Annotated in this window: 14 protein-coding genes; 4 read left to right on the plus strand and 10 right to left on the minus strand. The window is 70.7% G+C overall.

What is annotated here, in order from left to right:
* Positions 1–25: 25 nt before the first annotated feature.
* The 10 genes from LPW41_RS16370 to LPW41_RS16415 form a co-directional block, all read right to left on the minus strand.
* The gene (locus LPW41_RS16370; RefSeq protein WP_230705422.1) at positions 26–4,276 is read right to left on the minus strand and encodes a DUF3418 domain-containing protein; all 4,251 of its coding nucleotides are present in this window, start codon (positions 4,274–4,276) and stop codon (positions 26–28) included.
* 127 nt (positions 4,277–4,403) lie between these two features.
* Positions 4,404–5,573: a glycoside hydrolase family 3 N-terminal domain-containing protein gene (locus tag LPW41_RS16375; protein ID WP_230705423.1), complete on the minus strand. Its 1,170-nt coding sequence runs from the start codon at positions 5,571–5,573 to the stop codon at positions 4,404–4,406.
* A gap of 85 nt (positions 5,574–5,658) precedes the next feature.
* On the minus strand, positions 5,659–6,909 hold the full coding sequence (locus tag LPW41_RS16380) for an LCP family protein (protein WP_230705424.1): 1,251 nt from the start codon (positions 6,907–6,909) through the stop codon (positions 5,659–5,661).
* 88 nt (positions 6,910–6,997) lie between these two features.
* Positions 6,998–8,170: an ABC transporter substrate-binding protein gene (locus LPW41_RS16385; RefSeq protein WP_230705425.1), complete on the minus strand. Its 1,173-nt coding sequence runs from the start codon at positions 8,168–8,170 to the stop codon at positions 6,998–7,000.
* Positions 8,171–8,249: 79 nt separating this feature from the next.
* A complete protein-coding gene (locus tag LPW41_RS16390; protein WP_230705426.1) occupies positions 8,250–9,032 on the minus strand; it encodes an ABC transporter permease in 783 nt (260 codons plus the stop codon).
* Positions 9,029–9,829: an ABC transporter ATP-binding protein gene (locus tag LPW41_RS16395; protein WP_144834198.1), complete on the minus strand. Its 801-nt coding sequence runs from the start codon at positions 9,827–9,829 to the stop codon at positions 9,029–9,031. Before LPW41_RS16395 ends, LPW41_RS16390 begins: the two co-directional genes overlap by 4 nt.
* Positions 9,826–10,806, minus strand: coding sequence for an ABC transporter permease (locus LPW41_RS16400; RefSeq protein WP_144834200.1), 981 nt, complete (start codon positions 10,804–10,806; stop codon positions 9,826–9,828). Before LPW41_RS16400 ends, LPW41_RS16395 begins: the two co-directional genes overlap by 4 nt.
* Positions 10,803–11,912, minus strand: coding sequence for a TIGR03842 family LLM class F420-dependent oxidoreductase (locus tag LPW41_RS16405; RefSeq protein ID WP_230705427.1), 1,110 nt, complete (start codon positions 11,910–11,912; stop codon positions 10,803–10,805). Before LPW41_RS16405 ends, LPW41_RS16400 begins: the two co-directional genes overlap by 4 nt.
* An 11-nt stretch (positions 11,913–11,923) precedes the next feature.
* On the minus strand, positions 11,924–13,366 hold the full coding sequence (gene hydA, locus LPW41_RS16410; RefSeq protein WP_230705428.1) for a dihydropyrimidinase: 1,443 nt from the start codon (positions 13,364–13,366) through the stop codon (positions 11,924–11,926).
* Between the two features lies 1 nt (position 13,367).
* Positions 13,368–14,216: a nitrilase-related carbon-nitrogen hydrolase gene (locus LPW41_RS16415; RefSeq protein WP_144834205.1), complete on the minus strand. Its 849-nt coding sequence runs from the start codon at positions 14,214–14,216 to the stop codon at positions 13,368–13,370.
* 143 nt (positions 14,217–14,359) lie between these two features.
* On the opposite strand from LPW41_RS16415, the gene LPW41_RS16420 reads away from it, so the two are divergent.
* The 4 genes from LPW41_RS16420 (at position 14,360) to LPW41_RS16435 (ending at position 25,505) form a co-directional block, all read left to right on the plus strand.
* The gene (locus tag LPW41_RS16420) at positions 14,360–15,754 is read left to right on the plus strand and encodes an aminotransferase class I/II-fold pyridoxal phosphate-dependent enzyme (protein WP_154097562.1); all 1,395 of its coding nucleotides are present in this window, start codon (positions 14,360–14,362) and stop codon (positions 15,752–15,754) included.
* 53 nt (positions 15,755–15,807) lie between these two features.
* Positions 15,808–16,644: an aldo/keto reductase gene (locus LPW41_RS16425; RefSeq protein WP_144834209.1), complete on the plus strand. Its 837-nt coding sequence runs from the start codon at positions 15,808–15,810 to the stop codon at positions 16,642–16,644.
* Between the two features lie 19 nt (positions 16,645–16,663).
* Positions 16,664–18,481, plus strand: a complete 1,818-nt coding sequence (locus LPW41_RS16430; protein ID WP_230705429.1) for a thioredoxin domain-containing protein — start codon at positions 16,664–16,666, stop codon at positions 18,479–18,481.
* A 289-nt stretch (positions 18,482–18,770) separates the two neighbouring features.
* Positions 18,771–25,505, plus strand: coding sequence for a PA14 domain-containing protein (locus tag LPW41_RS16435; RefSeq protein WP_230705430.1), 6,735 nt, complete (start codon positions 18,771–18,773; stop codon positions 25,503–25,505).
* The last annotated feature ends 190 nt before the right edge of the window (positions 25,506–25,695 follow it).

Genomic DNA, 25,695 nt, shown 5'->3' on the forward strand with positions numbered 1-25,695 from the left:
GTGCTCGGCGACGGAAGGTGACCCTTCACGCGCTCTTGAGCGCCTTCGCGATGCGCTGCGGCGACACCGGCTCGGCCGTGCCGAGGCGCTGGGCGAACAGGCTCACGCGCAGTTCTTCGAGCAGCCAGCGCGTCTGCACGAGGTTTGCGGGGGCGTCGGCCGGCAGGGGAACCGTCCCGCCGGCTTCGCCGAAGCCCGCGGCGGAGCGCTCGTACTCGGTCATGCGCTGGCGGTCGCGGCCGGGGTTGTCGGACAGCGTCTTGACGCGGTCGAGGGCTCCGGCCAGATACCGCGGAAGGTGCTGCAGCCGCGCGGGGCCCGTTCGCGAGAGGAAGCCCGGGAAGATCAGGCCCTTCAGCTGCCCGCGCACGTCGTTCAGCGCGCCGAGCAGGGTGATCGACGAGGCGTCCTTCATCGCGCGGTCGACCTCGCGCTGCGCGAGCAGGATCTTCGCCGCGAGCGACACCGTCTGAAAGGTGCGGTCGACGGATGCCGCGGAGAAGGCGTCGCGCACGCGCTCGAAATCGGCCTTCGTGCGCACGACTCCCCTCGGCGCCTCGCGCAGCAGCACGTCGTCGGCGAGGGCGACGCGGGCGTCCTCGATGAGCGCCTTGGCGTTCTGGTACGGCGAGGCCGCGAGGGCGAGCTTCTCGTTCGCGGTGAGGTGGTCGAGCACGTAGGTCGCGGGGGAGGGGACGGCCAGCAGCAAAAGACGACGGATGCCGGCACGCGTGTGCCGCGCGGCGTCTTCGGGCGTCGCCTCCACGCGCAGGGCGACGCTGTCTCCCTCATCGACCAGAGCGGGGTAGCCGCGCACGACGCCGCCGGCGACCGGGGTGTCGACGACCTCGGTGAGCTCATCGAGATCCCAGGTGGTCAGCTTCGACCGGGAGGCGAAGGCGGGGGAGGCCTCGGCGACCTTCGCGGCTCTCTGCGCCGGGCGAGCGATCGTCGACTCGACGCTGGAGCGGGCCTTGTCGGCGAGACGGCGCTGCAGGGTCGCCAGATCGCGGTCGCTGCCGATCGCGCGGCCACGTGCGTCGACGGCGCGGAACGACGGCGTGAGGTGGCCGGGAACCCGCTCGAGCTCGAAGTCGGCGGCGCTCACCCGCTGGTTCGCGACGCGTTGCACGAGGGCGGCGAGAGCGTCGACGAGCGTCGTCTTGGGCAGACCGTTCGCGTGCTCGGGGCCCTTCTCGGCGAGCTCGGCCGAGAACTTCTCCGCCCAGTCGGCGGCGGGCACGACGTTGCGGCGGATGGTCTTCGGCAGTGCGCGCAGCAGCGCGGTGACGAGCTCGTCGCGCATGCCCGGAACCTGCCAGTCGAAGCCGTCGGGGCGCAGCTGCGCGAGCAGCGGCAGCGGCACGACCACCGTCACGCCGTCGTCGGGAGCTCCTGGTTCGAAGCGGTACGCGAGGTTGAGGGTCTGATCGCCCTGCCGCCAGCGCGCGGGGAAGGCCCGGTCGTCTCCCTGGGCGCGGTCGCCGGTGAGGTCGGACTCACGTAGGTCGAGCAGGTGCGGGGTGCGGTTCGAGGCGTCCTTCCACCACGTCTCGAACGAGCGCACGTCGGTGACGTCGGCCGGGATGCGCGAGTTGTAGAACGCGAACACGGCCTCGTCGCCGATCAGGATGTCACGGCGACGCTCGCGCTCCTCGATCTTCTCGAGCAGGCGACGCTGCTCCTGGTTGCGGCGGAGGAACGCGGTGAGGCGCTTGTCGAGCACCGAGGGGTCCCACTCGCCCTCCACCAGCGCGTGGCGCACGAACATCTCGCGCGCGAGCGGCCGGTCGAAGCGCGCGAGCTGCACCCGGCGGCGCCCGACGAGCTCGACCCCGAAGAGGGTGACCTTCTCGTAGGCGGCGGCGGAGCCGGCATCCTTCGACCAGTGCGGCTCGCTGAGGGAGCGCTTGACCAGGTCGGGGGCGAGCTCTTCCGCCCACGCCGGGTCGACGGCGGCGACCGTGCGGGCGAACAGGCGCGAGGTCTCGACGAGTTCGGCGGCCATGACGGCCGAGGGGCGCTTCTTCTTCAGACCCGAGCCGGGGAAGATGGCGAACCGCGCCCCGCGCGCGCCGATGTACTCGCCCTTGGTGGGGCGGGCGTCACCCGGCGCCTTGCGGTCTTTGGCCTGCGCCATCGTGCGGGGGTCCAGGATGCCGAGGTGCGAGAGCAACCCGGAGAGGATCGCGCGGTGGATCGCATCGCCGGCGGCGTGCCCCTCGAGGGCGGTGCTGTGGTCGCCGCGCCCCGATCCATGTCCCGATTTTGTCGCCGCATGTCCCGAATTGTGCGGCCTGGAGGGGTCGGAGCCAGCCGAAAGTGGGACATGGTTCCGCGCGCGACGGCCTCCGTCGCCGGAGCCCCGCGCGCCACCTTCGCCGGAGCGCTCGCCGCCGAGCGACCGCAGCTGCCGGTGCACGTCCATCCACTCGCGCACGCGCACGTAGTTGAGGTGCTCGCTGCGGCACAGGCGCCGGAACGCGCTCGAGCCGAGCTCGGCCTGCTTCTCCTGCAGGTAATCCCAGAGGTTCAGCAGCGAAAGGAAGTCGCTGGTGGGGTCGGTGAAGCGCGCGTGGAAGCGGTCGGCCTCCTCCCGTCGCTCCTCGGGCCGTTCGCGCACGTCTTGGATCGACATGCCCGACACGATCGCGAGCACCTCGCTCGACACGTCGTTGCGACGCGCCTCGATGAGCATGCGGGCGAAGCGCGGGTCGATCGGCAGCCGCGCGATCTCGCGGCCGATCTCGGTGAGGCGGGGACCGTCCTCGCGCGGTGCGCGTCTGCCGCGCTGCCGAGACGGGTCGCCGTCGTCGCGCACGTCGCGCTCGCGCGAGGTGTCAGCCCCGCGCGAACCGGGGGCGGGCAGCTTCACCGCGCCGAGCTCGACGAGCAGGTCGAACGCCGCCTTCACGCCTCGCGAGTCGGGCGGGGTGAGGAACGGGAAGGCCTGGATGTCGCCGAAGCCGAGCGACAGCATCTGGAGGATGACGGATGCCAGCGACGTCCGCAGGATCTCGGGCTCGGTGTACTCCGGGCGACGCGTGAAGTCGTCTTCGGAGTAGAGTCGGATCGCGATGCCGGGCGAGGTGCGCCCCGCACGCCCGGAGCGCTGCTGGGCCGAGGCCTGCGACACGGCCTCGATGGGCAGGCGCTGGATCTTCGACCGGTTGCTGTAGCGCGAGATGCGGGCGGTTCCGGTGTCGACGACATACCGGATGCCGGGGACGGTGAGACTCGTCTCGGCGACATTCGTGGCGAGGATGACGCGACGGCGCACGCCCGCGACGCTCGAGCGCTCGAACACGCGGTGCTGTTCGGCCGCGGACAGGCGCCCGTAGAGGGGCAGCACCTCGGTGGGCGAGGTGTCCTTCTGGTACGCCCCGCGGATGGCATCCGCCGCATCGCGGATCTCGGCCTCGCCGGGGAAGAAGACGAGCACGTCGCCCGGGGCCTCGCGATCGAGCTCGCGCAGGGCCGCGACGACGGCTCCCACCTCATCGGCGTCGTCGTCGGAGCGCCCCGGCTTGGCCGCCGGCCGTGCAGAACTCCGGACTTTCTGCGGGCCGGTCGCCGCTCGGCCGCGCGATGACGGGGCGTCGGGGTCATCGGCATCCGGAATCTCCGGAGTCGTGCTTGCGTCGTCCGCTCCGTCGACCGGCCGGTAACGGATCTCGACCGGGTACGTGCGACCCGACACCTCGATGACCGGCGCCGGGGTCGGCTCGCCGCCCGGCTCGGGGGGAGCCGCCGCGAAGTGTCGCGCGAAGCTCTCGGGGTCGATGGTGGCCGAGGTGACGATGACCTTGAGGTCGGGGCGCTTCGGTAGGATGCGGCGCAGATAGCCGAGCAGGAAGTCGATGTTGAGCGAGCGCTCGTGCGCCTCGTCGACGATGATCGTGTCGTAGCGACGCAGCAGCCGGTCGCGGTGGATCTCGTTGAGCAGGATGCCGTCGGTCACCAGCGCCACGCGCGTGTCGGCCGACACCTTGTCGGTGAAGCGCACCTTGTAGCCGACGGTCGAGCCGAGCGGAACCTGCATCTCTTCGGCGATGCGCTCGGCGATCGTGCGCGCGGCGATGCGGCGCGGCTGGGTGTGCGCGATCGAGGTGCGGCCCAGTTCGAGGCAGATCTTGGGCAGCTGCGTGGTCTTGCCCGAGCCCGTCGCCCCGGCGACGATCACGACCTGGTGGTCGCGGATGGCGCGCGCGATCTCGTCCCGCGCGGCGCTGACGGGCAGCTCGGGCGGGTAGACGATGACGGGTTCGACAGACACAGCCTTCCAGCCTATCGGCCTCGTCGCCTTCATCGCCCGCCGGGCACCGAATCCCGCGTGAGGGGTCGCTTCCTGTCGCCTGGCTCACCGGCTGGGCGACAGAAAGCGACCCCTCACGCGCGGCGACTCACGGCATCGACGCCTTCTGCGCCAGGATCCGGCGCACCGCCGCGTCGACCTTGGCGGCGAACGCGGGGTCGGCCTGCGCGCGCGCGAGCACGGCCTGGTGCATCTCGGCGTACACCGAAGGGTCGGCCGAGACCAGCAGCAGGTCGATGCCGGCGTCCACGGCGAGGGTCGCGCGATCCGCGGGCGACCACGGCTGCACCTGCCGCGCGGCCGAGAGGTCGTCGACGGTGACCACGCCGTCGAAGCCGACGCGATCGCGCAGCACACCGACCACGGCGGGCGAGAAGGCCGCGGGCGCCGAGGGGTCGATCTGCGCGTAGATCGCGGTCGACAGCATCACGACCCCGGGGCCCTGCGGCAGCACGCTCGAATACACGCCGACGTCCGCTCCGTCGGCGGTGACGGTGTCGTCGGTCACGCCGCTGCGGGTGTCGGTGTTCTCCGTCACGCGACCGAGTCCCGGGAAGTGCTTGAACGTCGGCAGCACGCCGCCCGCGCGCATGCCCGCGGCGAAGGCGCCGACCTTGGCGGCGACGGTGGCGCCGTCGTAGCCGTACTCGCGGGCCAGTGCGCCGATCGGGGGGTTGGATGCCGCGGCATCCGGGCTCGCGACGATGTCGGCCACGGGCGCGAGGTTCATGTTCACCCCGGCCGACGCGAGCTGCGCGCCCCACGTGGTCGCCGCCGCCTGCAGAGAGGCGTCGTCCTGCTGGCCCTGCCGGACGGCTGAGGGGATGTCGTCGAATCCCGGGCCGGACAGTACTTGAACGGTCCCGCCCTCTTGATCGGTGGCGACCCACAGCGGCGGCTGGCCCGCAGCGACGACCGAGGTGAAGCCCTGCACCAGGGACGCGGTGGCCTCCGCCCCGGCGGCCGAGCGCCCGTGCAGGAAGATCCCGCCGATGTGGTCGTTCTGCACGGCCGCGAGGGTCGTCGGGTTGGCGCCCTCGACCGAGGTCCCCACCATGAACATCTGCCCCACCTTGTCGCTGAGGCTCATGCCCGCGAGCGGGTCGGGCGTGCGCGTGGGCGTGGGGGTCGGCGTGGGCGTGGGGGTGACGGATGCCGAGGGGGTCGGGGCGGCGGAAGGGGCTGCGGCGGGCGCGCAGCCGGCGAGGGCGAGCGCCGCGATCACGACGAGCATCGAGAAGCGGGGGGCGGTCTTCACCCCTCGATGGTGGCCCATCGACCTGAGCGTCCGGTCCCCGCGCGGGCGGCTTGCGCTCGCGCGGGGCGGGGCCTAGGGGCGGGGATCAGCCGTTGCCGGCGGAGCAGGTCGCCTGGTCGGCCTTGGTGCCCTTGACGTTCTCGGGCAGCTCGACCACGCCGGGCGCCGCGCTCCCGTCGGGCGAGGCGCTGGCATCCGGAGCCGGGGTGTCCTCGACAGGGGTGGTCGGCTCGGGCGTCGGGACGGACGGGTCGGCGACCACGCCGCCGTTGGACCCGGCGGCACCCGTGATCGCGAGCCCGGCATTGCTGTTCAACGCATCGAAGAGCACCTGAGCGGACTCCTCGTCGGGGACGACCCGGTTGCTGTCGTACGGGTCGTCGACGACCGGGTACTGCACGAACGTGAACTCGCTGAACGGCACGTCCTTGAGCGTGTACGCGAGCTGCGCGATGCGGATCGGGTCGGCGAGGCTCTCGCTCGGCTCGATGTTGTTGACCGCGGTGTTCGCGAGGCCGATGAGTGTGCCGGGGTTCGACAGCACGTCGTCGCTGCGCAGCTTGTTCACCAGGCGCGACATGTACTGCTGCTGGTTGCCGATGCGGGCGAGGTCGCTGCCGTCGCCGATGCCCGTGCGGGTGCGGAGGAACGCGAGGGCGTCGAAGCCCTTGACCACGCGGGGTCCGGCGTCCCATTTGATGCCGGCATCCGGATCATCGATCCCGTCGCCGCCGATGCAGACCTCGACGCCGCCGATGGCGTCGGTGATGTTGACGACGTTGCCGAAGCTCACCTTCGCCGCGAACGGGATGCTCTGACCCGTCAGGTCGGAGATCGTGTCGGCGACGCAGGGCAGTCCGCCGTCTTCGTAGGCGGTGTTGATCGAGGCCCTGTCGGTGCCGCCGAAGACCGAGCCGTCCTTGTTCGTGCACTCGGGGATCCCGACCTGCAGGTCGCGGGGGAACGACACGACCGTGACGCGCCGCGGGTCGGCCGAGACGTGCAGCAGCATGTTGACGTCATTGCGGGCGCCGTTGTTCTCGGGGTCGGAGCACCGAGGACCGAAGGCGGCCGCCACGACGTCGTCGCACTCGTCGGTGCCGACCACCAGCACGGCGAACGGCTCGCTGTATTCGCTCAGGGCGGGGGGTTCGACCGGGGCGTCCTTCAGCGGAACCGAGGCCTCCTGCAGGCGGCTCGTCAACGACCAGGCGTAGAAGCCGCCGACCGCGACGGCGGCGACGACGACGACCGCGGCGACGATGGCGACGGCTTTCACGCCGCGACGCCAGGGCGACGCGGGCTCTCGGCGCGCGTGCTGCGGAGGAGGCTTCATCCGGTCAGTCAACCACGGCAGAGCCTGCGGAGGGGAGAGACCCGCACGAGGCGACCGGTCGCTGCCGGCCGCCCCGTGCGGGTGCGGGTTACTGTCCGCCCTCGGTGAGGGTGACGTCGATCGGCGTGTAGTCGCCGTCGACGGTGACGCCCTCGTCCTTCAGCGCGGTCAGCGCAGCCTGCACGTAGTCGTTCGAGTACGCGGATGCCGGCGGCTCGGTCGTGATGAGGTTCAGGCCGTCCTGGTTCTTGGCGGCCAGGGCGCCCTTGAACGTCTTGTCCCACGCGGCGGAGTCGACGACGCCGAAGTCGCCGCCGGTCCAGATGAGCTTGTTGACCTCGTTCATCTGCCACAGCTGGTGGGTCGGTCCGACGGGGAAGGCGCTCACGCCGGGGGCGGTCGCGGCCTTGTAGGTGATGTCGGCGGCCTCGGCGGGGTTGTCGCGCGCGAACACCCAGCCCTTGATGACGGCCTTGAGGAAGCGCGTGGCGGCGTCGGCGTAGGCGGGGTCTTCCGACAGGCGCTTCGTGTCGGCCCAGATCGCGTCCTGCAGCATGGCGCCCGCGGTGTCCTCGTACGAGATCACGTCGATGTCGTCCATCGTGTACAGCTTGCCGGTGGCGGGGTTCACCGTCTCGAGCAGCTGGGCGAGCTCGTTGTAGGTCATCGCCTGGGCGGCGTCCACGTCTTTGTCGAGCAGGGCGTTCATCGAGAAGTCCTGCGTGGTGATCTGCACGGTGGAGGCGTCGAGACCCTTGTCGGCCATCGCGGCGAAGATCTCCCACTCGTTGCCGAAGCCCCACGAGCCGATGCGCTTGCCCTCGAAGTCGTCGACGCTCGTGATGCCCGAGCCCTTCCACGACACCTGGGTCGTCCCCGACTTCTGGAAGACCTGCGCGATGTCGGTGAGCTCGACGCCCTGGTTCTCCATCGTGCCGAGCACTTTGGGCACCCATGCGACGGCGAAGTCGACGTCGCCCGCCACGAGGGCGTCCTGCGGCACGATGTCACCGCCGGAGGGGACGACCTCGACGTCGTCGAAGCCCTCCTCCTGGAAGTAGCCCTTTTCGAGCGCGACGTAGTAGCCGGCGAACTGCGCCTGCGGCAGCCACTGCAGCTGCAGCTTGACCGAGGTCAGGGGCGTGAAGTCCTCCGTCGAGGCGGCGTCGGGGGTCGAGCTTCCGGCGCAGGCGGAGAGGGCGAGGGATGCCGCGGCGAGTGCGGCCATCGCGCCGAGGGCGCGACGTGTGCTGTGTGACATGGGTGTCCTTTCGGGAGGCGGGTGGTGCAGGTGTGGAGCGGGCGGAACCTGTTCTGTCGAGGGCGGGTGGAGGTGCCGGTCAGGCCGGCGGACGCCCCGCGCCGAGGCGTCGCGAGACGACGCGCTCGAGCAGCGAGGTGACGAGGAAGAAGACGAGACCGATCGCGATGCCGCCCGCGACGAACGCCCAGGCGAGCGAGGCACGTCCGGATTTGGCGTAGGTGGCGATCGCGGTGCCGATGCCGTCGGCGGGTCCGCCGAAGTACTCGGCGACCAGGGCCGAGATGACCGCGAGCGAGGCGGCGACCCGGATGCCGGTGAGCAGGTACGGCACGGCGGTGGGCAGCGTCAGCAGGCGGAAGGTCTGCGAACCGTTCGCCGCGGTCGCGCGGAAGAGGTCGCGCTGCACCGGCCGGGTCTGCTGCAGTCCGCGCAGGGTGTTGACGAACACCGGGACGAAGGCGGCGATCCCGGCCACCGCCTGACGGCCGAACTGGCTCGATGCGCCGAACATCGTATTGAGGATCGGCGTGAGGGCGACGATCGGCACGACCGCGAGGGCGGCGATGAGCGGAGCCGTCATGCCGTCGACGGGTCGCCAGGTGGCGGCCAGCGCCGCCAGGGCGACCGCCACGACGCTGCCGGCGACGAGGCCGACGAGCGCATTGGTGCCGGTGATGGCGGCGGCTTCGGCCACCAGCGGCATCCGCCCGGTGAGCTCGCCCGCGATCGCGAGCGGGTCGGGCAGCATGCGCGGGGCGGAGCCCGAGGCCACGTAGGCGAACCACAGCGCGAGGCCGAGGAGGCCCACGGCGACGGGCGCCGCGAACCGCAGCCACGCGGGGAGGCGGGTGGCCGTCATCGCTCGTTCACCCGTTGCAGGGGAGCGCCGTGCAGGGCCTCGCGCACGGCGGTGACGCGCGCGAAGTACTCCGGCGATTCGCGCAGGGCCTCGTCGCGAGGGCGGCCCGGGCGCGTGTCGATCACGTCGGTGATGCGGCCGGGGCGCGGGCTCATGACGACCACGCGGTCGGAGAGGAAGACCGCCTCGGGGATCGAGTGGGTGACGAAGACCACCGCGGCTCCCGTCTCGGCGGCGATGCGGGCGAGCTCGGTCTGCAGGCGTTCGCGCGTCATCTCGTCGAGGGCGCCGAACGGCTCGTCCATCAGCAGCAGCTGGGGCGAGGCGGCGAGAGAGCGGGCGATGGCGACGCGCTGCTGCATTCCGCCGGAGAGCTGGTCGGGGTAGCGGCCGACGAAGTCCGACAGCCCGACGAGCTCGGCGAGTTCGGCCACGCGGGCGTCGCGCTTCGCCTTCGCCCACCGGTGCAGTTCGAGTGGCAGCGCGATGTTCGCCGCGACCGTGCGCCAGGGCAGCAGTCCCGCCTGCTGGAAGGCGATGCCGTAGTCCTGGTCGAGGCGGGCCCGGCGGGCGGTCTTGCCGAAGATGGTGAGCTCTCCCGCGGTGGCGTCGTCGAGGTCGGCGATCAGTCGCAGCAGCGTCGACTTGCCGCAGCCCGACGGCCCGATGAGCGACACGAATTCGCCCGCGGCCACCTCGAGGTCGACGCCGGTGAGGGCGGTGACCTCTCCGGATGCCGCGGGGAACACCTTTCCGATTCCGGTGGCGTGCACGGCGGGGGTGGGTGGGGTGGTCATCGGGTCTCCTCTCCGCGACGGAAGCGGCGCAGCGTCACGCCGATGAGCGCGACGCCCGCGGCGGCGACGAGCCCGATCACGACGGTGCCGAAGGTCGGCGCCCAGGGGGCGGCGGGGTCGGACGAGGCTTGCCCTGCGAGCTGGATGAGCATGCGGCCGATGCCGCCGCGCAGGCCGATCGACACCTCGGCGACGACGGCGCCGACCACGGCCGAGGCGGCGGCGAGGCGGAGCGCCGGCAGCAGGTGCGGAACGGCGGCGGGCAGGCGCAGGTGCACGAGCGTCTGCCACCATCCCGCCGACTGGGTGTGGAAGAGGTCGCGGTGCAGGGCGTCGGGCGACTCGAGCCCGCGCAGGGTTCCGATCGCGACGGGGAAGAAGGCCAGGTACGACGCGATGAGGGCGACCGAGAACCACTGCGGCCACGGCACCACGCCCGCGCGGTCGATCTGGTTGCCCAGCGCGTTGACCACGGGGGCGAAGGCGATGAGCGGCACGATCTGACTCACCACGATCCAGGGCAGCAGGCCCCACTCGACCAGGCGCCAGCGCTGCATCGCGATGCCCAGGATGCCGCCGACCACCACGCCGATCACCCAGCCCACCGCGGCGAGGCCGAGGGTGGTGCCCGCGGCCTCGAGCACCGAGACGATCAGCGGGGGAGTCGCCCCGCCGCTCGTGGGCTGGAACATCCGCGCGACCATGTCCCACACGTGCGGCATGGCGCGGTCGTGGGTGCGGGGGAGCAGGATGACGCCCGACCCCGCCGATCCGTCGCCGCCGACGGTGACCCCGTCGGCGGGACCGAGGAGTTTGTACAGCTCCCAGATCGCGACGAGGCTCGCGACGCCCGCGACGCCCCACCCCACCCGGCCGGTGAGCCCCGACGAACGTGCGGACCGGCGACGCGGCATCCGTCCGCTCGTGTCGGGGACGACCCCGGTCACCGAGCCGGGGGCCAGCGCCTGGTCGGTCACTTCTTCGCCGTCACCGGGGGAGTGAGCGCGGGGATCACGCTCTCGCCGTAGACCCGCATCGTCTCCTCTTTGTTGTCGTGCTGCAGATAGCCGGCGAACTGGGTGACGCCCAGCGCGCGCAGCTTCTCGAGCTTCTCGATGTGCTGCTCGGCGGTGCCGAGCACGCAGAAGCGCTCGACGATCTCGTCGGGCACGAAGTCGACGTGGTCGTTGTGGCTCTTGCCGTGCGAGTTGTAGTCGTAGCCCGTGCGCCCGGCGATGTAGTCGGTGAGGGCGGCCGGAACGTTCCCAGCGGTCCCTGAGCCTGTCGATGGGGTCCCTGAGCTTGTCGATGGGGTCCCTGAGCTTGTCGATGGGGTCCCTGAGCTTGTCGAAGGGCCGTACTTCGCCACGATGTCGGCGACGTGGTTGCCCACCATCCCGCCGAACCAGCGGCACTGCTCGATCATGTGCGCGCGCGACTCGGGAGTGTCCTCGCCGATGTACATCGGGGCGGCGACGCAGAAGGCGATCTCGTCGGGGTCGCGTCCGACGTTCTCAGCCGCCTCCCGCACGGTCGTGATCATCCACTCGGCGATGTCGAGGTCGGCCAGCTGCAGGATGAAGCCGTCGCCCACCTCTCCGGTGAGCTTGAGCGCGAGGGGGCCGTAGGCGGCGACCCACACGTCGAGCTCCGATCCGCGGCTCCAGGGGAACTGCAGCGTCGCGCCGTTGTACTCCACGGCGCGGGAGTTGCCGAGCTCGCGGATCACGTGGATCGACTCGCGCAAGGCCTTGAGCGTCGTCGGCCGCCCGTTCGTGACGCGCACCGCCGAGTCGCCGCGGCCGATGCCGCAGATCGTGCGGTTGCCGTACATCTCGTTCAGCGTCGCGAAGGTCGAGGCCGTGACCGTCCAGTCGCGCGTCGCGGGGTTGGTCACGAAGGGGCCGACCGTGATGCGGCGGGTGGCCGCGAGGATCGCCGAGTGCACCACGTACGGCTCCTGCCACAGCAGGTGCGAGTCGAAGGTCCACACGTGGCTGAAGCCGTGCGCCTCGGCGAGCTGCGAGAGCTGCACCGTGCGGGCGGCGGGGGGATTCGTCTGCAGGACGACACCGAAATCCATGGGGTCTCCTCTCAGACCAGGTACTGGCTCAGGCCGCGCTTGATGTAGCGACCGTGACCCTTGTCGCCGATGTAACCGCCGGCATCCACCACCACCCGCCCCCGCGAGAGCACGGTGTCGACGCGACCGTCGATCTCGTAGCCCTCCCACGCGGAGTAGTCCATGTTCATGTGGTGGCTGCGGCCCTCGCCGATGCCGATCGAGGTGTGCCCGTTCGGGTCGTAGACGACCACGTCGCCGTCGGCGCCGGGCTGGATGACGCCCTTCTGCCCGTACATGCCGAACATGCGCGCGGGGGTCGTGCTGGTCAGCTCGACCCAGCGGGGGAGCGTGATCTGCCCGGTCACGACGCCCTGGTACATGAGGTCCATGCGGTGCTCGACCGAGCCGATGCCGTTGGGGATCTTCGAGAAGTCTCCGACGCCGAGCTCCTTCTGGTCCTTCATGCAGAAGGGGCAGTGGTCGGTCGACACCATCTGGATGTCGTTCGTGCGCAGCGACTGCCACATGTGGTGCTGGTGGCCCTCGTGCTTCGAGCGCAGCGGCGTCGAGCACACCCACTTCGCGCCCTCGAAGTCGCCCCACTCGGCGCTCGAGGCGCCGAGCTGGTCTTCGAGCGAGAGATAGAGGTACTGCGGGCAGGTCTCGCCGAACACGTTGAGACCGCGGTCGCGTGCCTCGGCGATCTGTTCGACCGCCTGCTTCGCGCTGACGTGCACGATGTACAGCGGTGCACCGGTCAGATCGGCGAGCATGATCGCGCGGTGGGTGGCCTCTTCCTCGGCCTGCCAGGGGCGGGTCGTGCCGTGGAAGTACGGGCTCGTGTCGCCGCGGGCGAGGGCCTGCTGCACGAGCACGTCGATGATGGCGCCGTTCTCGGCGTGCATCATCATCATCGCGCCGTTGTCGGCGCCCTTCTGGAACGCCCGCAGGATCTGGCCGTCGTCCGAGAGGAACACGCCCTTGTAGGCCATGAACAGCTTGAAGCTCGTCACGCCCTCGGCGATGAGCTCGTCCATCGCGGTCAGTGAGCTGTCCTGCACGTCGGAGAGGATCTGGTGGAAGCCGTAGTCGATCGCGCACTGCCCGGCGGCCTTGTCGTGCCAGGCCTGGTAGCGGTCGAGGATGTTCTCGTCGGGGTACTGCACGACGAAGTCGACGATGCTCGTCGTGCCGCCGATCGCCGCCGCCCGGGTGCCGGTCTCGAACGTGTCCGAGGCCTCGGTGCCGCCGAAGGGCATCTGCATGTGGGTGTGCGCGTCGATGCCGCCGGGGATCACGTACTTGCCGGTGGCGTCGACGACGGTGTCGACGGATGCCGCGAGGTCGTGGCCCAGCAGGGTCGAGCCCGGCTGCAGCACGGCGGCGATCTTCTCGCCGTCGATGAGCACGTCGGCGGCGCCCGTGCCGGTGGCGTTGACGACGGTGCCGCCCGAGATCAGGGTGGTCGCCATTTCAGGCCTCCACGATCTCGCCGTAGGTGTCGGGCCGGCGGTCGCGGTAGAACTGCCAGTCGTCGCGCATCTGCTGCACGAGGTCCATGTCGAGGTCGCGCACGAGGATCTCCTCGTGCTCACCCGAGCCGAGCGCGCCGACGTGGTTGCCGCGCGGGTCGATCACCTGGCTCGTGCCGTAGAAGGTCACGGCATCCGCCCCGTACTCGTTGTCCTCCCGGCCGACGCGGTTGGGCTGCAGCACGAAGTAGCCGTTGGCCACGGCCGCGCACGGGCCCTCGACCTCCCACAGGCGGTTCGACAGCCCGGGCTTGGTGGCGTTGGGGTTGAAAACCATGTGCGCGCCGTTCAGGCCCAATTCGCGCCAGCCCTCGGGGAAGTGACGGTCGTAGCAGATGTACATGCCGACCTTGCCGACGGCGGTGTCGAACACGGGGTAGCCGAGGTTGCCGGGGCGGAAGTAGAACTTCTCCCAGAACTTGTCGAGGTGGGGGATGTGGTTCTTGCGGTAGCTGCCGAGCACGGTGCCGTCGGCGTCGACCAGCACCGAGGTGTTGTAGTAGACGCCGGTCTGGGCCTCTTCGTAGATGGGGAGCACCGTGACCAGGCCGAGCTCTTTCGCGAGGGCGGCGAACCGCTGCACGATGGGGCCGTCGACGGGCTCGGCGTAGCGGTAGTACTTCTGGTCCTGCGTGATGCCGAAGTAGGGGCCGTAGAACAGCTCCTGGAAGCACAGCACCTGCGCTCCCTGCGCGGCGGCGTCTCGAGCGAACTGCTCGTGCTTGTCGAGCATCGACGCTTTGTCGCCGGTCCAGGTCGTCTGCGTGATCGCTGCGCGCACCGTCGTCATGGGGCTTCCTCGTTCCTGTGGGCCTGCTCGAGTTCTGTTACTGTCGCGCCTGAACATTTCTCGACGATTTCTCCCGGTGTCACCGCCGTAAAGTCTCGGTTCGGTGGTGGGGGAGTTTCCGGATGCCAGGTGGAGGGCCGCCGATGCTCGCACCCGAATCGCTGGTCGAGCGCAGCTCCGCAGGCCTCGCGGCCGAGATCGCCCGACGCGTGAGCGAGGGCGCGTTGGCACCGGGGAGCCGACTGCCGACCGTTCGCGAGGTCGCGGCGACCCTGGGCGTGTCGACGGGCACCGTCGCGGGAGCCTGGCGCGCGCTCGCCGACGCGGGAGTCGTGACCTCGCGCGGTCGGGCCGGCACCTTCGTGCGCACCGAGCGCCGCGAATGGTTGAGCCCCCGCGTGCAGGGCATGGCGGTGGCCCCCGCCCCCGGGGCACCCCGCGGCCTGGGAGCGGGTCCGCACCGCGCCGCGATGCGCCTCGACCTCTCGCTCGGCACGCCCGACCCCGCGATGCTGCCTTCGATCGAGCGCGCGCTCGCCGGGGCGCGGCCCCGCGCCGACACCGGGCGCTACCACGACCTCCCGGTATTGCCCGATCTGCACGACGTGCTGCGCGAACAGTGGCCCGTGCGCGGGGTCGAGGCGCTCACCGTGGTCGACGGCGCTCTCGACGGCATCTCGCGCACGCTCGACCAGGTCGTGCGCTTCGGCGATCGCGTCGCGGTCGAGTCGCCCGGCTTCCCCTACTTCTTCGACCTCGTCGACGCCGCCGGGGCGGTGCCGGTGCTGCTCGAGAGCGACGCCGACGGGGTGCTCCCCGCCTCCCTCGCCCGGGCGCTCGCGCAGCGTCCCTCGGCGGTCATCCTGCAACCCCGTGCGCAGAACCCCACGGGCGCCTCGATGTCGCTCGATCGCGCTCGCCGCCTCGCGAACGTGCTGCTGAGCGTGCCCGGCGGCAGCCGCGTCACGGTCATCGAAGACGACCACTCGGCGCTCATCGCCTCGGCGCCGCCCGTGTCGCTCGCCCTCTGGGTTCCCGCGCAGGTCGTGCACGTGCGCGGGTTCTCGAAATCGCACGGCCCCGACCTGCGCATCGCCGCCCTCGGCGGACCCGCGGCGATCGTCGACCGCATCGTGCGGCGGCGCATGCTGGGTCCCGGGTGGACCTCGCGCCTGCTGCAGGCGGTGCTGCTCGAATTGCTCACCGACTCCCGGTCGATCGCGCCCGTGCGCACCGCCCGGCTCATCTACCGCGACCGCCTCGACCGCCTCGCCACGGCCCTTCGGCGCCTGGGGGTCGAGGTGGGCGATCCCGACGGAATCAACGTCTGGATGCCGGTGCGCGACGAACGCGCGGCCGTCGTGCACCTCGCCGCCGAAGGCATCGCCGTCGCCGCCGGAACCCCGTTCGTCGCCGACGCCTCGATCGCGTCCGACCGCGAGCCGCGCGTGCGCGTCACGGGCGGATCGGTGGTCGAGAACGTGCGCCTCGTCGCCGAGGCCCTCGCCCGGGCCGCCGACGCCGCTCCCTTGGCGTGAGGCCGCCGTCAACCCCGATCCGCATGTCGGAGGCCGCTCCTAGGGTGGAAGACATGACCGTTCCTTCTGTTCAGCTCAACGACGGAAACTCCATCCCCCAGCTCGGCTACGGCGTGTTCCTCGTGCCCGCCGACGACGCCGAGCGCGCCGTGTCCGAGGCGCTCGAGGTGGGCTACCGCCACATCGACACCGCCGCCATCTACAAGAACGAAGAGGGCGTCGGCCGCGCCATCGCTGCCAGCGGCATCGCGCGCGACGAGCTCTTCGTCACCACCAAGCTCTGGAACGACCGCCACGACGGCGACGAGCCGCTCGCCGCGATCGACGAGAGCCTGCAGAAGCTCCAGCTCGACGCCGTCGACCTCTACCTCATCCACTGGCCCACGCCGAAGAACGACAACTACGTGCACGCGTGGCAGAAGATGATCGAGATCCGCGAGTCGGGCAAGACGCGCTCCATCGGCGTCTCGAACTTCCTCGTGCCGCACCTCGAGCGCATCGTCTCCGAGACCGGTGTCACCCCCGTGGTGAACCAGATCGAGCTGCACCCGGCCCTCAGCCAGCGCGAGATCGCGGCCTGGGGTCAGCAGCACGACATGCACATCGAGTCATGGGGCCCGCTCGGCCAGGGCAAGTACGACCTGTTCGAGCTGCCTGCGGTGAAGGACGCCGCCGAGGCGCACGGCAAGTCGCCCGCGCAGGCGGTGCTGCGCTGGCACATCCAGCACGGCTTCATCGTGTTCCCCAAGTCGGTGCGCCGTGAGCGCCTCGAGGAGAACTTCGACCTGTTCGACTTCGAGCTCACCGCCGACGAGATGGCCGCGATCGACGCGGTCGACCCGGGCGACGGTTCGGGCCGCGTCGGCACGCACCCCGACGACCTCAATTGACGTCGGCGCACCCGCGCGCATGAACCGCCTCGCGAACGCCTCGAGCCCCTACCTGCGGGCCCACGCCGACAATCCCGTCGCGTGGTTCCCCTGGGGGGCCGAGGCGTTCGCGCTCGCGGCCGAGAGAGACGTCCCCGTGATGGTCTCGATCGGCTACAGCACCTGTCACTGGTGCCACGTGATGGCCCGGGAGTCGTTTCAAGACGCCGAGACCGCGGCCGAGCTCAACGCCGGTTTCGTGTCGATCAAGGTCGACCGCGAAGAGCATCCCGAGGTGGATGCCGCCTACCTCGACGCCGCCTCCGCATTCACCCCGCACCTCGGCTGGCCGTTGACCGTGTTCGCCTCTCCCGAGGGGCGCGTCTTCTACGCCGGCACCTACTTCCCGCCCGCCCCTCGGCCTCCGCAGCCCTCGTTCCGCCAGGTGCTCGCCGCCGTGCGCGAAGCCTGGACCGAGCGGCGCGACGAGGTCGACGCCACCGGGGCATCGCTGCGCGAGGCGCTCGCGGCCGCGGCATCCGCCCCCGCCGACGCCCCGCCGAGTCTCGACCAGCTCGCGACCGCCGCCCGCACGGTCGCCGCGCGCGAAGACCGCGAGTACGCCGGCTTCGCCGCCGGCCCCGCCTTCGAGACGCCGAAGTTCCCCAACACCCCCGTGCTGCGCTTCCTGCAGCACCCCGCGCTGTCTTCCGAGGTTCCGGATGCCGCGGCCGTCGCCTCCCGCGCGCTCGCGGCCATGGCGGGCTCCGACCTGCACGACCCCGTCGACGGCGGATTCTTCCGCTACGCCACGCGCCGCGACTGGAGCGTGCCGCACTACGAGCGCATGCTCACCGACAACGCCGGTCTGATCGAGGTCGCCCTCGCCGCGGGCGACGAGGCCTCGGCGACCGACGCCGCCCGGTTCGTCGTCGACGTGCTGCAGCTGCCGTCGGGCGGCATCGCCGCCGCTCAGGACTCCGAGTCGATCATCGACGGCGCCCGCAACGAGGGCGGGTACTACCGCGCCGTCGACCGATCCGGCCTGCAGCCCCCGGCGCTCGACGCGAAGGTCGTCAGCGGCTGGAACGGCCACGCGATCGCCGCTCTCGCCGCCGCCGGCGCCCGCACCGACCCCCGCTTTCTCGAAGCTGCCCGGTGGGCCGCCGACGCGGTGCTCGAGAGCAACGTGGCCGACGACGGAACCCTGCGCCGCGCCTCGCTCGAGGAGACCCGCTCCGCCGCCCCCGCGACGCTCGAAGACTACGGCGGGCTCGCGCGCGGCCTGCTCGCCCTCGCCCGCGCGACCGGTGAGGTCGCCTACGCCGAGCGAGCGCGGGCCCTCGTCGATCTGTGCCTCGGCGACGACGGCATCCACCCACCCGGAGGCGGTGACGCCGTGCTCGTCGCCCAGGGCATGCAGTCGCACGCCGTGCCCACCGACGGCGCCTCGCCCTCGGGTCCGTCGGTGTTCGCGGCCGCGGCCCTCGACCTCTGGCGCCTCGGCGCGGGCGAAGGCTACCGCGACGCGGCTGAGTCGCTCGTGCGCGCCGCCGCCGAGGTCGCGCTGTCGTCGCCCCTCGCACACGGAGCGATCCTCGAGGTCGCCGTGGGGCTCGCCGCGGCGCCGCGCCAGATGGTCGTGGTCGGCGAGGCCGATGCCGAGATCGCTGAGGCCGCGCGCCGAGTGGACGCCGACGTCGTCGCGATCGTCTCACCCGCTCAGGCCCAGGCCTTCGCCCAGGCGGGCTTCGAGCTCTTTGAGGGCAAGGTCGCGCAGGGCGGCGAGGCGACCGCCTACGACTGCCGGGCATTCGCCTGCGCCCTGCCGACGACGGATCCAGCGCGGCTGGTCTGACGCGCGGGGCGCGAGGCGGCGCGGGAGCGCCGCTTCAGGCGGTCGCGCACGGCCGTGTGAGATGCGCGGGGCGACGGAGTACGAGGCGGTCGACTCGCGCCTGTCCCCCTTCCGGTGGACCCCAGCGTGACCCGCCCGGATTGGGCTGAACGGACAGGTGATTCTCCCGCGCCGGCCCCGCGGAATTCCGCAGCGACGCCCGTTTCCTGAATGAACGCTATGCGCACGATCAGTGCCGTCTGAATACAGACGACGTTGACCGCCACGTTGGCGGGCCCCGGGGGTGCGTGTGCTCTCTGTCTCTCGTCTCGCCGTCGTGTCGGTCGTCACGACAGCCGCCCTCCTCGTCGGGTTCGCCGTTCCGGTCGATGCCGCGCAGGCCGCGTCGCAGCCGGATGCCGTGGCACCGGTCGCCGACGGTCCGGCCCTTCCGTCGACCGACGAGGCGTCCACCGCACCGCAGCTGCCCGCGGGCTCGTTCGACATCCCCTCGCCGCCGACCGACGTGCCGACCTCGGCGGTCGAGACGGTCACTCCGCCGCCGACCTCGGAGGTGCCCCTCGACCAGAGCTTCACGCCGTCGACCGACGGGCTCGAGATCATCGATGAGTCCGAGACCTCGACGACCTATCGCTTGCCGTCGGGCGGCCAGATCACCCGCCTGACCACCGACCCGGAGCGCGCAAGCGAGGGCGACGGCGCGTGGTCCGACATCAACACCTCGGTCTCGCGCGACGGCCAGACCTGGACCGTCGACGACCACCCCCTCGCTCCCGTCTTCCGCGGAGGTCCCGACGAGGCGCCGGGTGTCACGGTGACGCGACAGGGCCACGACGTGTCGTTCTCGCTGATGGGCGCCGAGCCGGGTGAGGTGGCGGCGCCGTTCTGGTGGTGGGACGACTGGAAGCAGCTGACCTACCGCGACGTGGTCGGCTCGTCCGATCTCGAGTACCGCATCGAGCCCGGTGCCGTGAAGGAGTCCGTCGTCCTCGACGCGGCACCCACGTGGCGAACGTCGTGGACGTGGCGCATCGACGCCGGCGCTCTCACTCCGACCCTCGGCGAGGCGGATTCGGTGACCTTCACGGATGCCGACGGCGCCGAGGTTCTGATGATCCCGACCCCCGTCGCGTTCGACTCGAGTGGCGTCGACGGCGCCTCCGACGACGCGACGGTCGCTCTCGACGCATCGCTGCGACAGGCAGCCGACGGTTCGTGGCGCTACACCCTGCGCGCCGATCGCGACTGGCTGCGCGACCCGGAGCGCGTCTACCCGGTGCGCATCGACCCCACGATGATGACCCCCCGCTCGACCACGGCGTACAAGTCCGACGGCACCGTGCGTAACGGGTCGACGCTGATCGGCAACACGCGCGAGGGAAATCGTGACAGGTTCTGGCGATCGGTCGTCTCGTACGACTATGGCTCGCTGCCGGGTCAGTTCATCGCGGACGCTGCCGTCGGCGTCGCGTGGGACGGCGGCGGAACGCGGTCGGCTCAGCAAGGCTGGGTGCAGCACGCCAGCGCCTTCTCGTACAACGGCATGGGACCGCATCTCGGCTGGTTCACGCTCGGCGACGGTCAGGCATGGACCGACGGCACCGGCGTCGCCGCTCGGTTGGCCAGCCAACTGCGCATCGGCGACCGACCCGCCTTCATGATCGGCGGCTACGAGGGCTCGACGTATTCGCTCAAGAGTGTCGACACCAACCTGTGGGTTCACTCGTGGGACTACCCCCACGTGTGGGGCAACGGCCCCCGCGAAGATCAGACGGGGGTCGGCCTCACCCCCACGCTGGGCCTGACCGCGACCAACCCTGGTGGTCGCCAGCAGTGGTTCCGCTTCGAGGTGGCGACCGACCCCGGCATGTCCAATCTCATCGCGGGGTCGGCCTGGGGTGGGGCGACGCAGTATCAGGTGCCCTGGGGGATCCTGCGGACCGGAACGCCCTACTACTGGCGCGTCTGGTTGGTCGACGACGTCAACGGTCACCTCGGCCAGAGCACAGAGACCCAGTCGCCCGTCTACCGCTTCACGACGAACCAGGTTCCCCTTCCGGATGCCGCGACCGCGACGCCCGGCTCCCCGGTCACCGAGACCCCGACCACCGTCACGACCCTGACGCCGCAGTTGCAGGTCGGCGCGGTCTCCGACACCGACGGCACCGGCGGTTCGATGACGTACCAGTTCAAGATCGCCACCGGTCAAGACGCCCGCTCGGGCGCCGTGGTCACGTCGGGCTGGGTGAGCGCGGTGAACGGCGTCGCCTCGTGGACCGTCCCGATCGGAACCCTGCAGGACGGCGGCGTCTACTCGTGGACCGTCACCACGAACGACGGCCAAGACACCACGACCGAGAACACGTGGGTGCGGCGCCTCCGCACCGATCTTCGCCTCGGTGCCTCGGGCCCCTCGCCGTACGACACCGCCGGGGCGGTCACGACCAACCTCGCGAACGGCAACGTCAACGTCTCGTTCGCCTCGCCCACGGTGCAGACCCTGGGCGGCGCGATGGGCATGTCGTTCACCTACAACTCGCAAGAGGTGCCGCAGGCGAACCGTGGGTTGCTCGCTGAGTACTTCGACGCTCGAGTGAACGGCAGCCCGCCCTCCGCCGCCGACGGCTACACCTTCGCCGACAAGGTCCCGGCGATGGTCCGCACCGATCCCGCGGTGTCGTTCCAGTGGGGATCCGGCGTGCCCGCCGAGGCTCTTCCCGCCGACTACTTCCTCGCGCGGTGGACCGGATTCGTGACCCTTCCGCCCGAACTGATCGGCCGCGAGGTGCGGTTCGGGGCTTCGCACGACGACGGCATCCGGGTCACCTACGACGGACGCAAGCTGATCGACCGGTGGCAGCACGGTTCGCAGACCACCACCGACGGCGCGACCGTCACCGGCGCCGGCGGGGCGAAGCCGATCCAGGTCGAGTACTACGAGAGCGTCGGGCTCGCCGGCATCGACCTCTGGGTCGAGTACACGCCAGAGGGAGCATCCGCTCCTACGCGCATGAACGTTCCGCCCGACTGGTTCACGAAGCGCGTGACGACGCTGCCGCAGGGGTGGGGCGCGTCGGTGCCGCTCGCGGGGGTTGCGTCGAGCTGGGTCTCGGCGCAGATCACCGACGCGTCGGTCGTGCTGACCGACGTCACCGGCAAGTCGCACACGTACACGAAGGTCGCGGCGGGCGGCTACACGCCGCCGACCGGCGAGTACGGCGTGCTCTCGCTCGACGGAAACGGCTGGGTCGTCTTCACCGACGAAGACGGGACGGTCTACCAGTTCTCGAAGGAGGGGCGCGTGGCATCCGCCACCCCGCCCGAAGACGTGCGCAAGGCCGCCGCACCCCAGGCGCTGCTGAACGCCAACGGCGTCACCACGCAGATCGTCGACCCGGTGTCGAAGAGCGGCGACCAGTACCTGCGCGCCGTCGCCTTCACTTATCAGAACGGCGATCGCACGGCCTGCCCCGAGCGCTCCGGAGACGGCTTCGCGAAGGCCCCCGTCGACATGCTGTGCCGCATCGCGTACCCCGACGGCTCCGAGTCGCGCCTGTTCTACAACGGCACCGGGCAGCTCGCGGCAATTCTCGATCCCGGCGACGAGCTCACGTTGTTCGGCTACGAGAACGCGGGAGGGCTGCTGAGCCAGATCCGCGATGCCACGGCGAACGACGGGCGGCCCCTCACCGCTGCGGCCTCCGGGAACGATCCGGCCTCGACGACCGTCGCCTACGACAGCGGGCGCGCGGTCGGCGTGACCCTTCCCGCTCCCGACGGCGTCACGGCATCCGCTCGTCCTTCCCGGACCTACGGCTACGGCTCGGGTCAGACGACCGTGACCATCGCGGGGTTGTCGGGTCCGTCGCAGACCGTCACCTACGACGTCTCGTGGCGCCAGACGGCATCGACCACCGCCATGGGCGTGTCGACCAGCCAGCAGTGGGACGCGTCGAAAGACCTCGTGCGACGGACGACGGATGCCACGGGCCTCGTCTCCACGCGCATCTACGACCGCACCGATCGGCCGGTGGCCGCGTACGGGGCCGCACCCGCCGCGTGCTTCGGCAGCGACGGGATGCCCGTCTCGCAATCCGAGAGCCTGCAGGGATGCGGCATCGTGCCCCCGTCGTCGACAACGACCTACGACGGCGGCATGAACGGCCTGCAGGCGGCGTACTACTCGAACACCGAGAAGCTGTCGGGCAAGCCCGAGGCGTACGGACTCGGTCTCGAGGGCGTGAGCGGGGGAGCGGTCGACCGCGACTGGGGTGAAACCGCGCCCATCGCGGGCATCTCGGCCGACCACTGGTCGCTCCGATTGACGGGTCTCATCACCTTCCCCGAGGCGGGCACCTACCGCCTTCGCACCACGAGCGATGACGGCGCACGGGTGTGGCTCGACGACGTCCGGGTGATTGACCGGTGGCGCCCTCAGGGGGCGACCGACGAGACGAGCGCTGCTTTCACGGTCTCGGCGGGGGAGGTGCGGCGCATCCGCCTGGAGTACTTCGACACGACGGCTTACGCCGTGCTGCAGCTGAAGTGGTCGACGCCGTCGAACGGCGACTTCACGATCGTGCCGGGTGCGCAGCTGCGACCCGACTACGGCCTGGTCACCTCGACGGTCGTCGCCGACGGCACGTCGGTCGCCGGAGCAGCTGCCCCCTCGCTTACGACCGCGACGAGCTACGCCGATCCGGTGGTGGGTCAGGCGACCGAGAACGTCGTCGACCCGGCCGGGCTGGCGCTGAAGAGCACGGCGGCGTTCGAGAAGATCAACGGCACCGGGTGGCTGCGTCAGTTGTCGAAGACGTTGCCCGCCGTCGCCGCCTCGGGATCGACGACGGATGCCACGAGGACGACCCGCGCGTACTACGGCGACCTCGAGCAGCTCGAGGCCGACACGTGCGGGGTTCCCGCCGGCACGCGGCAGTTCGGCATGCTGAAGAGCTCCACCGGCCCCACGCCCGCGACGGGTACCGCCATCGTGACCTCCTACGTTTACGACGTGATGGGGCGTACCGCGGGAACGCGGGTCACGGGCGACACCGGCTGGTCGTGCAGCACCGTCGATGCGCGCGGTCGAGTGACGCAGCACACGTCGATCGGTGGCGCGGGTGTGCCGACGCGCACCGTCACCACGACCTACACCGCGACGGCGGAGGGCACCCGAGTCGTCGTGACCGGTGAGGCGATCGAGGGGTCGAGCGGGTCGTCGATCACGACGCGCTCCGACTTCCTGGGCCGGGTGATCGCCTACACCGACGTGTGGGGCACGACCACCGCGCCTGAGTACGAGCCGCTGACCGGGCGCGTGCTGCAGGTCGTCACCAGCGGCGGGAGCCTCGACTCGTCGACGACCGGCTTCACCTACGACCGCGACGGAAAGACGACGTCCGTCTCGTTCCGCGGTGAGACCTACGCCTCCGTCGTGTACGACGCGAAGCAGCGGGTGTCGCAGGTGTCGTATCGGGGCGGCTCCGCGCTCGCCGTGGCGTGGGACGACACCCGCGGCAGCATCGGATCGCAGACGTGGTCGTTCCCCTCGGCGGCATCCATCACCGATGAGGTGACGAGATCGCTCGCCGGACGCATCGTGCGCGAGAGCTTCACCCAGGGAACCCAGTCGTACACCTCGACGTACGGCTACGACGGCGCGGGCCGCTTGGTCTCGGCGAAGATCCCCGGGCACGAGCTGTCGTACGAGTTCGCTTCATCCAGCGGGTGCGGTCCGAACGCGTGGGCCGGGGCGTCGGGTCACCGCACGCGCTCGGTGGACGCGTACACCGCGCCGGGTTCGACGACGGCGCAGGTGGCGACGATGCAGTTCTGTTACGACTGGGCCGACCGGCTGTTGTCGACGGCGAACAGCGGCACTGTCGCCGGGGCGAATCAGATCACCGACGGGTTCGGTGCGGATGAGATCTGGTACGACGTGCGCGGCAACACGCGCCGTCTGGCCGATCTGCAGTTCTCGTACGACGCCGACAACCAGCACATCGGCACGGTGACCTACAAGGGTTCGCGCACGTCGTTGGTGCGGGATGCGGCGGGTCGTGTGGTGTCGCGCACGGTGGATCCGGCGGGCGATGCGCCGGCGGTGACGAAGCGGTACCTGTATGCCGGTGCGGGCGATAGCCCGGTCGCGGTGGTGTCGGCGGATGCGTCGTCGGTGTGGATGCTGTCGCTTCCCGGTGAGGTGACGGTGGATATGCCGTCGGCCGGGGCGTCGACGTGGGCCTACCCTTCCCTGCAAGGCCACACCCTGACGACCGGGGACGGGGCGACGTCGACGGGGGTGCAGCTGTACGACCCGTTCGGTCAGCCGTTGGATGCCGCGACCTTGGCGATCGGCACGGCTGCGGCGAACGCGTCGGGTGTGATCGATGAGACCTCGGGCTGGCACCAGGGCGCGCAGAAGCTGGTGGAGGCCACCGAAGACACGCTGATCGTCGAGATGGGCGCCCGGTTGTACGTGCCGACGCTGGGGCGGTTCTTGCAGGTCGACCCGGTCGAGGGCGGCGTCGACAACGACTATGTGTGGCCGACGGACCCGATCGGGAAGAACGACCTGAGCGGACGCGCGTGGTGGGAAGAAGTCGGGCGAGCAATCACGGACAACAAAGCCCTTGAGTTTGGATGCATGTTCGCATTCGGTGTTGCTGGAACGATCTGCTCTATCGTCAAAAGAGCCGGATACGCGGTGCAGGGTGATCTTGCAGGAGTCGCTATTGAGGTTGCCGGCGCGGTAACCGGTGGGCTCGCCTCAAAGGCAGTCGCTGCTGCTCATGTGCTTGTGATTTCGACCAAAGTAGTCTCCTCTAGGGTCGGCAGCGTCACGAGGGCGACGCTGCGACCGACGGCCGCTGCGGCTCGCGCTGACGGGCGGTTGGCCGAGGTGTTTACGGCCAATGCTTGGGGAGTGGTATCGCGACGCACCCCGGTGAGTTCGCCTATGGCACCCGCCACACCGCGATCGGTCAACCGGCGCGCACCGAAGCGCGGAGAGATCTACGCCTGATGACTGCGCCAAAGCAAGTAGATCGACAAATGGGACGGAGAGGTCGGATTCGCCGTCTCGGTGTCTCCAGCGCACTCATGGGGATGTTGCCAACCGCGGCGGTCGTCGCGACCTCGGGCGCAACTCCCGCAGAGCTCGTCCTCCTTGCGACTTGTTCGAGCCCTGTTTTGCTGTTCTACGGGTGGGCTTG

It is taken from the genome of Microbacterium sp. JC 701 (assembly GCF_021026215.1).
GTDB classification, from domain to species: Bacteria; Actinomycetota; Actinomycetes; order Actinomycetales; family Microbacteriaceae; genus Microbacterium; species Microbacterium algihabitans.

Coding starts and splice junctions, on each gene's coding strand:
- LPW41_RS16380 (WP_230705424.1), bottom strand. CDS start 6,909: ATGAAGCCTCCTCCGCAGCACGCGCGCCGAGAGCCCGCGTCGCCCTGG.
- LPW41_RS16385 (WP_230705425.1), bottom strand. CDS start 8,170: ATGTCACACAGCACACGTCGCGCCCTCGGCGCGATGGCCGCACTCGCC.
- LPW41_RS16390 (WP_230705426.1), bottom strand. CDS start 9,032: ATGACGGCCACCCGCCTCCCCGCGTGGCTGCGGTTCGCGGCGCCCGTC.
- LPW41_RS16395 (WP_144834198.1), bottom strand. CDS start 9,829: ATGACCACCCCACCCACCCCCGCCGTGCACGCCACCGGAATCGGAAAG.
- LPW41_RS16405 (WP_230705427.1), bottom strand. CDS start 11,912: ATGGATTTCGGTGTCGTCCTGCAGACGAATCCCCCCGCCGCCCGCACG.
- hydA (WP_230705428.1), bottom strand. CDS start 13,366: ATGGCGACCACCCTGATCTCGGGCGGCACCGTCGTCAACGCCACCGGC.
- LPW41_RS16415 (WP_144834205.1), bottom strand. CDS start 14,216: ATGACGACGGTGCGCGCAGCGATCACGCAGACGACCTGGACCGGCGAC.
- LPW41_RS16420 (WP_154097562.1), top strand. CDS start 14,360: ATGCTCGCACCCGAATCGCTGGTCGAGCGCAGCTCCGCAGGCCTCGCG.
- LPW41_RS16425 (WP_144834209.1), top strand. CDS start 15,808: ATGACCGTTCCTTCTGTTCAGCTCAACGACGGAAACTCCATCCCCCAG.
- LPW41_RS16430 (WP_230705429.1), top strand. CDS start 16,664: ATGAACCGCCTCGCGAACGCCTCGAGCCCCTACCTGCGGGCCCACGCC.